The 11,405-nt window shown below is 70.7% G+C and carries 10 protein-coding genes; 8 read left to right on the top strand and 2 right to left on the bottom strand.

Annotated features, from left to right (window positions below):
• The first annotated feature begins 21 nt into the window (after positions 1-21).
• The 6 genes from HZS56_RS26680 to HZS56_RS26655 all read left to right on the top strand — a co-directional run bounded on the left by HZS56_RS26680 (position 22) and on the right by HZS56_RS26655 (position 7,804).
• Positions 22-1,629 (top strand): acyl-CoA carboxylase subunit beta, encoded by a 1,608-nt coding sequence (locus tag HZS56_RS26680; protein WP_216723330.1) that lies wholly within the window; start codon positions 22-24, stop codon positions 1,627-1,629.
• An 8-nt stretch (positions 1,630-1,637) separates the two neighbouring features.
• Positions 1,638-3,530, top strand: a complete 1,893-nt coding sequence (locus HZS56_RS26675; RefSeq protein WP_216723324.1) for an acetyl/propionyl/methylcrotonyl-CoA carboxylase subunit alpha — start codon at positions 1,638-1,640, stop codon at positions 3,528-3,530.
• 64 nt (positions 3,531-3,594) lie between these two features.
• Positions 3,595-4,737, top strand: a complete 1,143-nt coding sequence (locus tag HZS56_RS26670) for an acyl-CoA dehydrogenase family protein (RefSeq protein WP_216723323.1) — start codon at positions 3,595-3,597, stop codon at positions 4,735-4,737.
• Positions 4,738-4,803: 66 nt separating this feature from the next.
• Positions 4,804-6,375 (top strand): 4-coumarate--CoA ligase family protein, encoded by a 1,572-nt coding sequence (locus tag HZS56_RS26665; RefSeq protein ID WP_216723322.1) that lies wholly within the window; start codon positions 4,804-4,806, stop codon positions 6,373-6,375.
• Entirely contained in the window at positions 6,372-7,106 is a 735-nt protein-coding gene (locus HZS56_RS26660) for an enoyl-CoA hydratase family protein (protein ID WP_216723321.1), read from the top strand. The genes HZS56_RS26665 and HZS56_RS26660 overlap by 4 nt, the downstream gene beginning before the upstream one ends.
• Positions 7,094-7,804: a TetR/AcrR family transcriptional regulator gene (locus HZS56_RS26655; RefSeq protein WP_253914905.1), complete on the top strand. Its 711-nt coding sequence runs from the start codon at positions 7,094-7,096 to the stop codon at positions 7,802-7,804. Before HZS56_RS26660 ends, HZS56_RS26655 begins: the two co-directional genes overlap by 13 nt.
• 47 nt (positions 7,805-7,851) lie before the next feature.
• Here HZS56_RS26655 and HZS56_RS26650 read toward each other — a convergent pair whose 3' ends face one another.
• A complete protein-coding gene (locus HZS56_RS26650) occupies positions 7,852-8,085 on the bottom strand; it encodes a DUF397 domain-containing protein (RefSeq protein WP_308408165.1) in 234 nt (77 codons plus the stop codon).
• On the bottom strand, positions 8,078-8,962 hold the full coding sequence (locus HZS56_RS26645) for a DUF5753 domain-containing protein (RefSeq protein ID WP_216723320.1): 885 nt from the start codon (positions 8,960-8,962) through the stop codon (positions 8,078-8,080). Before HZS56_RS26645 ends, HZS56_RS26650 begins: the two co-directional genes overlap by 8 nt.
• A gap of 207 nt (positions 8,963-9,169) precedes the next feature.
• Here HZS56_RS26645 and HZS56_RS26640 point away from each other — a divergent pair, with 207 nt between their 5' ends.
• Entirely contained in the window at positions 9,170-9,559 is a 390-nt protein-coding gene (locus tag HZS56_RS26640; RefSeq protein ID WP_216723319.1) for an ATP-binding protein, read from the top strand.
• 957 nt (positions 9,560-10,516) lie between these two features.
• Positions 10,517-11,383 (top strand): TauD/TfdA family dioxygenase, encoded by an 867-nt coding sequence (locus tag HZS56_RS26635; protein ID WP_253914903.1) that lies wholly within the window; start codon positions 10,517-10,519, stop codon positions 11,381-11,383.
• Positions 11,384-11,405: the final 22 nt, after the last annotated feature.

The raw sequence follows: 11,405 nt of genomic DNA, 5'->3' as shown, positions 1-11,405 counted from the left end.
CCCCACCCCGGAGGCCCCGCTGTGACCGTCCTGACCTCCGCCCTCGACCCCGCCGCCCCCGACCACCGGGCCAACCGCGACGCGATGCTCGCCAAACTCGCCGACCTGGACGCCGAGCACGCCAAGGCCCTCGCGGGCGGCGGCGAGAAGTACGTCGCCCGGCACCGCAAGCGCGGCAAGCTCCTCGCCCGCGAGCGCATCGAACTGCTCCTCGACCCCGACACGCCGTTCCTGGAGCTGTCCCCGCTGGCCGCCTGGGGGAGCGAGGCCCCCGAGTACACGGTCGGCGCCTCCCTCGTCACCGGCATCGGAGTCGTCGAGGGCGTCGAGTGCCTGATCACTGCCAACGACCCGACCGTACGCGGCGGCGCCAGCAACCCCTGGTCGCTGAAGAAGGCCCTGCGCGCCAACGACATCGCACTCGCCAACCGGCTGCCCTGCATCAGCCTCGTCGAGTCCGGCGGCGCCGACCTGCCCTCCCAGAAGGAGATCTTCATCCCCGGCGGCGCGATCTTCCGGGACCTGACCCGGCTGTCGGCGGCCGGTATCCCCACCGTCGCCGTCGTCTTCGGCAACTCCACCGCCGGGGGCGCCTACATCCCCGGCATGTCCGACCACGTGATCATGGTCAAGGAGCGCGCCAAGGTGTTCCTCGGCGGGCCGCCCCTGGTCAAGATGGCCACCGGTGAGGAGAGCGACGACGAGTCGCTGGGCGGCGCCGAGATGCACGCGCGCACCTCCGGCCTCGCCGACCACTTCGCCCTCGACGAGCCCGACGCCCTGCGCCAGGCCCGTCGGGTCGTCGCGCGCCTCAACCACCGCAAGGCGTACGCCGATCCGCCCTTCGCCGAGCCGCCCAAGTACGACCCCGAGGAACTTCTCGGCATCGTCCCCGGCGACCTGCGTACCCCCTTCGACCCGCGCGAGGTGATCGCCCGGATTGTCGACGCCTCCGACTTCGACGAGTTCAAACCGCTGTACGGGACGAGCCTGACCACCGGCTGGGCGGCCCTGCACGGCTACCCGGTCGGCATTCTCGCCAACGCCCGGGGCGTCCTGTTCAGCGAGGAGTCGCAGAAGGCCGCCCAGTTCATCCAGCTCGCCAACCAGCGCGACATTCCGCTCCTCTTCCTGCACAACACCACGGGCTACATGGTCGGCAGGGAGTACGAGCAGGGCGGCATCATCAAGCACGGCGCCATGATGATCAACGCCGTCTCCAACTCCCGCGTCCCCCACCTGTCCGTCCTCATGGGGGCGTCGTACGGCGCCGGGCACTACGGCATGTGCGGCCGCGCCTACGACCCCCGCTTCCTCTTCGCCTGGCCCAGCGCCAAGTCCGCCGTCATGGGGCCGCAGCAGCTCGCCGGCGTCCTGTCCATCGTCGCCCGCCAGTCCGCCGCCGCGAAGGGGCAGCCGTACGACGACGAGGGCGACGCGGCGCTGCGCGCCATGGTGGAGCAGCAGATCGAGTCCGAGTCGCTGCCCATGTTCCTGTCCGGGCGGCTCTACGACGACGGCGTCATCGACCCGCGCGACACCCGTACCGTCCTCGGCCTGTGCCTGTCCGCCGTCCACAACGCGCCCTACGAGGGCGCGCGCGGCGGCTTCGGCGTCTTCCGGATGTGAGGAACCACGTGATTGCTTCCGTACTGGTCGCCAACCGGGGCGAGATCGCCTGCCGGATCTTCCGCACCTGCCGCGAGGCGGGCATCCGCACCGTCGCCGTGCACTCCGACGCCGACGAGAACGCCCTCCACGCGCGCGTGGCCGACGCCGCCGTACGCCTGCCGGGCGCGTCGCCCGCCGACACCTACCTGCGCGGCGACCTGATCGTGAAGGCCGCGATCGCCGCCGGAGCCGACGCCGTCCACCCCGGCTACGGCTTCCTCTCCGAGAACGCCGGCTTCGCACGCGCCGTACGCGACGCCGGGCTGGTGTGGATCGGGCCGCCGCCCGAGGCCATCGAGGCGATGGCGTCCAAGACCCGCGCCAAGGAGCTGATGGGCGTCGCGCCCCTCACCGGCGAAACCGACGTCACCGAGGCCGACCTGCCGGTGCTGGTGAAGGCGGCGGCGGGCGGCGGCGGACGCGGCATGCGCGTCGTACGGGACCTCGCCGACCTGGACGCCGAACTGACCGCCGCCCGCGCGGAGGCCGCGAGCGCCTTCGGCGACGGCGAGGTGTTCGTCGAGCCGTACCTGGAGAACGGCCGCCACGTCGAGGTGCAGATTCTCGCCGACACCCACGGCACGGTCTGGGCGCTCGGCACCCGCGACTGCTCCCTCCAGCGCCGCCACCAGAAGGTGATCGAGGAGGCCCCGGCACCCGGCCTGGCGCCCGAACTCGCCTCCACGCTGCACGAGCTGGCCGTACGCGCCGCCCGCGCCGTCGACTACGCCGGCGCCGGGACCGTCGAGTTCCTCGTCGCCGACGGCCGGGCGCACTTCCTGGAGATGAACACCCGGCTCCAGGTCGAACACCCCGTCACGGAAGCCGTCTTCGGCATCGATCTCGTCGCCCTCCAGCTCCGCATCGCCGAAGGCCACGCCCTCGAGAACGATCCCCCGCGCGCGCGGGGGCACGCCGTCGAGGCCCGCCTGTACGCCGAGGACCCGGCCCACGGCTGGGCCCCGCAGACCGGCCGCCTGCACCGCCTCGCCGTCCCGGACGGCATCCGCCTGGACACCGGCTACACCGACGGCGACGACATCGGCGTCCACTACGACCCGATGCTCGCCAAAGTGGTCGCCCACGCGCCCACGCGCGCGGAGGCCGTCCGCCGTCTCGCCGGAGCACTGGAACGGGCCGCCGTCCACGGCCCCGTCACCAACCGCGACCTGCTCGTCCGCTCGCTGCGGCACGAGGAGTTCACGTCCGGCCGCATGGACACCGGCTTCTACGACCGTCACCTGGCCGACCTGACCCACCCCGGGACGGGCGGCCCGCTCGCCTCCCTGGTCCCGCTCGCCGCCGCCCTCGCCGACGCGAGCAGCCGCGCGGGCCGCTTCGGCGGCTGGCGCAACCTGCCCTCACAGGCGCAGGTCAAGCGGTACGCCGTGGCGGGCGAGGAGCACGAGGTCCGCTACCACCACACCCGCACCGGCCTCGCCGCCGACGGCGTACGCGTCGTCCACGCCGACGCCGGGCGCGTCGTCCTCGAAGCGGACGGCGTACGGCACCGCTTCGACGTCGCCCGCTACGGCGACGACCGCGTCCACGTCAACACCACCACCCTCACCGCCCTGCCCCGCTTCCCCGACCCCGCCGCCCAGCACGCCCCGGGCTCCCTCCTCGCGCCCATGCCGGGCACGGTCGTCCGCGTCGCGGAGGGCCTGACGGAGGGGGCGAGGGTGGAGGCGGGCCGGCCCCTGCTGTGGCTGGAGGCCATGAAGATGGAACACCGCATCACGGCCCCGGTGACGGGGAAGCTGACCGCGCTCCCGGTGGCCCCTGGACGGCAAGTGGAGGTCGGCACCCTCCTGGCCGTCGTCGAGGGAGACGCCGACCAGGGCCCGGGGCTGCATTGAACATGCGGCTCCGCCGCGTGGGCGCGACCAGCCACGACGAACCCGCACCCGAAGGAGCACAGAGTTGACCACCCTCCTGGAATCCGAAGAGCACAAGTCCCTCCGCGCAGCGGTCTCGGCCTTCGCCAAGACCCACCCCACCGCCCTCGAGGCCGAAGACAACACCCGCCTCTGGCAAGAAGCCGCCAAGCTCGGCTACATAGGCGTCAACCTGCCGGAGGCATACGGCGGGGGCGGTGCCGGCATCACCGAACTCGCCCTCGTCCTCGAAGAGCTGGGCGCCGCCGGAAACCCCCTGCTCATGATGATCGTCTCCCCGGCGATCTGCGGCACGGTGATCGCCCGCTTCGGCACCGAGGAGCAGAAACGCGAGTGGCTCCCGCGGCTCGCCGACGGCACCCGCCTCATGGCCTTCGGCATCACCGAGCCCGACGCCGGTTCCAACAGCCACCGCATCACCACCACCGCCCGCCGCGACGGCACCGACTGGATCCTCAGCGGCCGCAAGGTCTTCGTCTCCGGCGTCGACATCGCCGACGCCACCCTGATCGTCGGCCGCACGGACGACGCCCGCACCGGCAGGCTCAAGCCCTGCCTCTTCATCGTCCCGCGCGACACCCCCGGCTTCGAGCGCCGCGCCATCGACATGGAACTCAGCGCCGTCGAGCGGCAGTTCGAGCTGGTCCTCGACGACGTACGGCTGCCCGCCGACGCCCTGGTAGGTGATGAGGACGCCGGGCTGCTCCAGCTGTTCGCCGGGCTCAACCCCGAGCGCGTCATGACGGCCGCGTTCGGCATCGGCATGGGCCGCTTCGCTCTGGGCAAGGCCCTCGAATACGCCCGCGAGCGCACCGTCTGGAAGACGCCCATCGGCGCCCACCAGGCCATCGCCCACCCCCTCGCACAGGCGCACATCGACCTGGAACTCGCCCGCCTGATGATGCAGAAGGCGGCCCACCTCTACGACGCCGGTGACGACGCGGGCGCGGGCGAGGCCGCCAACATGGCCAAGTACGCGGCCGGGGAGGCCTGTGTGCGGGCCGTCGACCAGGCCGTGCACACCCTCGGCGGCAACGGCCTCACCCGCGAGTACGGGCTCGGCCGGCTGATAGCGGCGTCGCGCGTCGCCCGTATCGCGCCGGTGAGCCGCGAGATGATCCTCAACTACGTCTCCCACCAGACCCTGGGCCTGCCCAAGTCGTACTAGCCGCACCAGCCGCACCAGCCGCACCAGCCCCGTACCAGTCCGTGTCCGAGCGGCGTTGGAGGAACCGTGTTCCGGAGCGAGTACGCAGACGTCCCGCCCGTCGACCTGCCCATCCACGACGCGGTGCTCGGCGGGGCCGCCGCGTTCGGCGCCACCCCGGCGCTGATCGACGGCACCGACGGCACCACCCTCACGTACGAACAGGTGGACCGCTTCCACCGGCGCGTCGCCGCCGCCCTCGCCGAGACCGGCGTGCGCAAGGGCGACGTCCTCGCCCTGCACAGCCCCAACACCGTCGCCTTCCCGCTGGCCTTCTACGCCGCCACCCGCGCGGGCGCCTCCGTCACCACGGTGCATCCGCTGGCCACGGCGGAGGAGTTCGCCAAGCAGCTGGGCGACGCGCACGCCCGCTGGATCGTCACCGTCTCACCGCTGCTCGACACCGCCCGCCGGGCCGCCGAACTCGCGGGCGGCATCCAGGAGATCCTGGTCTGCGACAGCGCGCCCGGCCACCGCTCGCTCATCGACCTGCTGGCCTCGACCGCCCCCGAACCCGAGGTCGCCGTCGACCCCGCCGAGGACGTCGCCGCCCTGCCGTACTCCTCGGGCACCACCGGCACACCCAAGGGCGTCATGCTCACCCACCGGCAGATCGCCACCAACCTCGCCCAGCTCCAGCCGTCGATGCCGTCCGCACCCGGCGACCGCGTCCTCGCCGTGCTGCCGTTCTTCCACATCTACGGCCTCACGGCCCTGATGAACGCCCCGCTGCGGCTCGGCGCCACCGTCGTCGTCCTGCCCCGCTTCGACCTGGAGCAGTTCCTCGCCGCCATCCAGAACCACCGCATCACGAGCCTCTACGTCGCCCCGCCCATCGTCCTGGCCCTGGCCAAGCACCCCCTGGTCGCCGAGTACGACCTCTCCTCGCTGAAGTACGTCGTCAGCGCCGCCGCCCCGCTGGACGCCCGCCTCGCCGCCGCCTGCTCCCGGCGGCTCGGCCTGCCGCCCGTCGGCCAGGCGTACGGCATGACGGAACTGTCCCCCGGCACCCACGTCGTCCCCCTGGACGCCATGTCCGACGCGCCGCCCGGCACCGTCGGCAAGCTCATCGCCGGCACCGAGATGCGCATCGTCTCCCTCACCGAGCCCGGCGCGGACCTCGGTACCGGCGAGGCCGGGGAGATCCTCATCCGCGGGCCTCAGATCATGAAGGGCTACCTGGGCCGCCCCGACGCCACGGCCGCCATGATCGACGCGGACGGCTGGCTGCACACGGGGGACGTCGGACACGTGGACGCGGACGGCTGGCTGTTCGTCGTCGACCGTGTCAAGGAACTGATCAAGTACAAGGGCTTCCAGGTCGCCCCCGCCGAACTGGAGGCCCTCCTGCTCGCCCACCCCGGCGTCGCCGACGCGGCCGTGGTCGGCGAGTACAACGAGGACGGCAACGAGGTCCCGCACGCCTTCGTCGTACGCGCTCCGGCCCCGCCCGGTCCCTCCGAGAGCGAGATCATGATGTACGTCGCCGAACGCGTCGCCCCCTACAAACGCGTCCGCAAGGTCACCTTCACCGACGCCGTGCCCCGGGCCGCGTCCGGCAAGATCCTGCGCCGGCAGCTGAGGGAGCACCACCAGTGACCACGGTCGCCCGCACCCGCGCGCGGGGCGTCGAGACCCTCACCCTCGACTCCCCGCACCACCGCAACGCCCTGTCCGCCGCCCTCGTCGGCGACCTCTCCGCCGCCCTCGCGGACGCGGGCGCCGACCCCGAGGTCCGCGCCGTCGTCCTCACCCACACCGGCACCACCTTCAGCGCGGGCGCCGACCTGCGCGACCCGCCCGACCCGGACGCCCTCACCGGCCTGTTCCGGCAGGTCGCCGAGGTGCCCAAACCGGTGATCGCCCGGGTCGCCGGGCACGTCCGCGCGGGCGGCCTCGGCCTGGTCGGCGCCTGTGACATCGCGGTCGCCTCGGCCGCGTCCACCTTCGCCCTCACCGAGGTCCGCATCGGCGTGGCGCCCGCCGTCGTCTCGCTGACCCTGCTGCCGCGCACCGACCCCCGCGCCCTCGCCCGGTACTGCCTCACCGGCGAACGCTTCGACGCCGCCGAGGCCGCCCGCATCGGCCTGCTCACGGCGGCGGGCGACGACGTGGACGCCGTACTCGAACCCGTCCTCGACGGTGTGCGCCGCGCCTCACCACAAGGTCTGGCCGAGACGAAACGGCTGCTCACGGCTAGGGTGCTGGAGGCCTTCGACCGGGATGCGGCCGACCTCACCGCGCTCTCGGCCCGGCTGTTCGCCTCCGCGCAGGCCCGCGAGGGGATGACGGCCTTCCTCGAACGACGGGATCCCGCATGGGTGGTGTGAACGACGCCGCGAACACGGCGGAGCGCGCCGAACGCGTCCCCAAGCAGGACCGCAGCCGGGCCACCCGACAACGGCTCCTGGAGGCCGCCGTGGCCTGCCTCGCGGAGCGCGGCTGGGCCGGGTCCACGGTCACCGTCGTCGCCGAACACGCCGGCGTCTCGCGCGGGGCCGCCCAGCACCACTTCCCGACCCGCGAGGACCTCTTCACGGCGGCCGTGGAGTACGTCGCCGAGGAACGCTCCACCGCGCTGCGCGCCCTGTTCCCCGAGGGCGCGGCACCCGGTGACCGCCGGGCCGTCGTCGCCGCCCTCGTCGACCTCTACACCGGCCCCCTCTTCCGCGCCGCCCTGCACCTGTGGGTGGCCGCCTGTGACGAGGAGCAGCTGCGCGCCCGGGTCACCGAGCTGGAGGCCCGCGTCGGCCGCGAGACCCACCGCATCGCCGTCGACCTCCTCGGCGCCGACGAGTCCCGCCCCGGCACCCGCGAAACCGTCCAGGGCCTCCTGGACATGGCCCGCGGCCTGGGCCTCGCCAACCTCCTCACCGACGACGGGGCACGGCGGGGGCGGGTGGTGGCGCAGTGGGCGAGGCTGCTGGACGAGGCGCTGGGGACCGACAGGACGGACCAGCCCAAGCTGCCCGCACGCAAGGGGAAAAGGACGATCGCGGGGGAGCCGAAGCCACGGCGGCGGTCATGACGAGGCCCGCCCCTTGAACCATCAGGCTGCAGGCCTCGTCCCGTAGGTCAGCCGGCAAGAGGGGAACCGGGATCCTTCACTGCTGCGAGGAGCGCCTGGAAGCCCACGGAGGGGAAGTTGAGCACGGCGCCCCGCTTGTTCTTGGAGTCCCGTACCCGTATGCCGCCGGCGAGCGGCGCCACTTCCAGGCATTCTGAACCGCTGCCGCTGCCGGAGTAGGACGACTTGAAGAAATCTCCCTCGGAGACGATCTGGCTCGCGAGGGCGGACTGGTCAGACACGGGACAGCTCTTTCCTGATCGATCGAACAATATCCAGCGACTCCGCAGGGGTCATGGACAGCGCCCGCATGGCGTCGAGGTAGTAGCGCGCCTCCCGAACGTCCCGAGAGGCATTCCGGAGCAGCATTCCCGTCATCGTGTCGTACACGGCGATGGGGTCCTCGCCCTCCCCGTCGAACTCCAGGAGATTCAAGGGGTACACGAGGGTCGCCGGGGCTGAATCTGCGATGACCCGGAACGTAACCCTGTGCTTCGCGGCGTCGTCCAGCAGTGAGCCGAGCTGTTCGTACATGACCCTCTTTCCGCCCACTTCCTGCTTCAACACAGCCTCGCTGACGATGACTTCGAGGGAGGCCGGGCGCGGCCTCTCGAAGACGTTTCGTCGGCTGCGGCGCAGCGTGACGGATCGCTCCAACCGGTCCGGGGTCAGGACCGAGCTGGCCACCGCTTCGGTCCAGGCGCGGGCGTAGTCGGCCGTTTGCAGCAGAGCCGGAATCGCCCCGACCGCCGAAGTGATGATGCGTGCGGCGGCGTCCTCGAAGGCGATGAACTCGATGAGGCTCTCGGGGAAGTCCTCCTGATAGTCGGTCCACCATGCGCCGGCGATGGCCTTGCCTTCGCTGATCATCGTGGACAACTTGGCCCGCGTGACCGGGTCCATTTTGAGGAACTTGCAGATCGTGGCCCACTCGTCGTCCTTGGGCCATGACTTGCCGGTCTCGATCTGCGAGTAGCGGTGGTAGGTGGCGCGCCCGATCGCCTTGGCGACGTCGATCTGCTGGACGCGTTTGCCGTCGCGGAGCGTGTTCTTGCGCACGCGCGCCAGCTCTTCGCCGAACCGCTTGCGTGCCCGCAGGGCTGCGGTGTTGACCGCCAAGATCACCCCTCCCTTCTGTCGGCGGGTTTCCGCCCGCAGGGTAGCGCGAAGCCACCCGATCGTGGCACGTCCGGGGGCAATTCGAGCTTTGGGGTTGCGTACGCAGTTACGTACGCAGCACACTCGGTGGCGACGCGCCGGGCAGGGCTCGTAGCGGTGCGTGTTCGTCTTGCGCGGCTGGCCGACAGTCGCGTGCTGGAGGCTGCCATGCGCACAGATCAGCACCAACAGGAAATCGCGTTCGTGGATAGAAGCTCGTTTCCGCGACTGCCGGCTGCGGTCGGCGCGGCGCGGGACTGGGTGACGAGCGCCTTCGCACGGGCTGGCGGCACCGAAGAGCAGGCGTTCACCTGCGCGCTGCTCGTCGGCGAACTCGCCACGAACGCGGTCCAACACGCTTCCGGAGAGCGTTTCGAGGTCACGGTGTGGTCCTCGGGCGCGGTTGACGTGAAGGACGGATCGTTCACCAAGCCGGAGCCAAGATCCTCCGGTGAGGAAGATGAGAACGGTCGGGGGTTGCAGCTCGTTGTCGGTTTATCCCGGCGCGTCGAGCTGATCCCGCTCTCCGATGGGAAAATCGTCAGGTTCTGGTTGTGAGGGTGACAGGTGTGGCCACTGCCGAGCGGGGATTGGACCCTGGCGCTCCTGTCCGAGGCGGGACTGGCGTGCGACCTGAGCCCGACTGCCCCCAGCGGCTGACTGTGCTGGGATGCCGGGAGGGCGAGGCCGGTGGTGAGGACGCGGTCAACGAGATGCGCACGGCCAGGGGGCACGGCCCGGTTCCGACCTCTGGAGTAGCGCATGGAGGGTCGGTCCATGTATCTCAACTCGGCTCGATTGAGACGCCTTTGGGATGCACAAGCGGTGATGGGGGGTGTTCGGAATGGCCCTCCCGTCACCTGAAGCGGGCTTGGCCGGCGCGCGCCCCTTCCGAGTTGGCCGTCGACCAGGCCCTATTGAGGAGAACGGCAGTGACTAGCAGGGTAACCAGCAGTGCAGAGGCGTGTGCACTCATCGGCGTCTTCGGCATCGCGGTCTGGGCGGGCACTGTCGCCGTGATCGTGCGTGCCGCCAGCCGTAGTCCATGCCGCCCTCCGTGGTGTACCGGGTGCGTCGAGGGCGACTTCACGGAATCCGCCGAGGATGGCGAGATTCTTCCATCCTGGCGGTTTTCAGCTCCGATTCAGAGAGAGGGTGACTGATCGAGCGAAAATCTCCTTGAGTCATACCTTCGAAACCTGGGCCGATCCATTCACGAGGTCTCCTCGACCTAATGGCCCAGGTATTCAATGCTGCCCGCGCCACGGAAGGGTATTTTATGCACCGCGATTTGCTGTGCCTCGACACTGCTTCTTTTGTTCTCGCATATGCCACTTTCGTCTGTTGCTTATTTTCTACTTCCTCGAACCGCCAAGACGCTCTATGTTTTTCTTTCCGTACGAAGTAGCCGAGCATTCGGGCCGCCTTGAACCTGGCCGACGGCAGCGCCCGAACGCACCAAAAGACGGGAGTTTCCGCGTGTTCATCGACATCCCGGGTGAACTTGAAGCTGCGTTGACCGACCTCTTACTCCCCACCTGGGAGCTGGACGGTCCCTCCCTCGCGCAGTCCACCATGAAGCAGTACCGGAACGAGCTGACGGCCACCCCACGGTTCGAGCAGACCGTCGCGACGCTGCGCCGCGCGCTGACCGGGGAGGGCGGCGGATATGCCGTCCTGCGCCTGGGGGGCCTTGCCAAGGCGCTGGGGACCGACGATGACCGGTTCCTTCGACTGGCTACTACCTTCGCCGCCGAGGTGGCCATCCCCTTCTCGCCCTTCCCGCGGTGGCCCCTGTGGAAGGACATCGGGGTCAAGATCAACAAAGATCCCGGCAAATCCAGCGGAATCGGGTACAACGCCTTCCATATGGACCTGGTGAACGCGACCCTGCCCCCGGACTACACCACGCTCTTGTGTGTTCGCCCCGACCCGCTCGGCGGCGGTCCGAGCATTCTCTCCGACGCCCACGCGGCGGCGGCACGTCTGACGGAGGACTGCCGCACCCTGCTGGCGGAGTCGGCCTACCGCTACGGGACCTTCTTCGACCTGTTCGGCGTGGGCGAGGAGTACAAGCCGTTCCCGATTCTGGACGGCTCCGACCCGGGCAAGGGGTTCGTCCGGTTCACCGGCAAGATGCTGGCGAGGTCCGTCCTCGGCGAGGCGCACGCCGACGCCGCCAGGGAACTCGCCGAAGAACTCGTCCGGGGCCAGGTCTCCTTCATGCTCCAGCCGGGGGACTACCTCATCGTGAACCAGCGCCGCTTCCTGCACGGCCGGGAGGCACTCGGCCGAGGCCAGGAGACCGTCCCTGCCGCTGACCGGCGGCTGCTCCTCCAGTTGTTCCTGCGTACGAGCGCCTGCGACGGCTCGGCCGCGTGACCGGCCGACGACTCTGGTCCCC

Origin of the sequence: Streptomyces mayonensis, assembly GCF_018982965.1 — a bacterium.
GTDB lineage: Bacteria > Actinomycetota > Actinomycetes > Streptomycetales > Streptomycetaceae > Streptomyces > Streptomyces mayonensis.
This window is presented reverse-complemented; position numbering and strand designations above follow the sequence as displayed.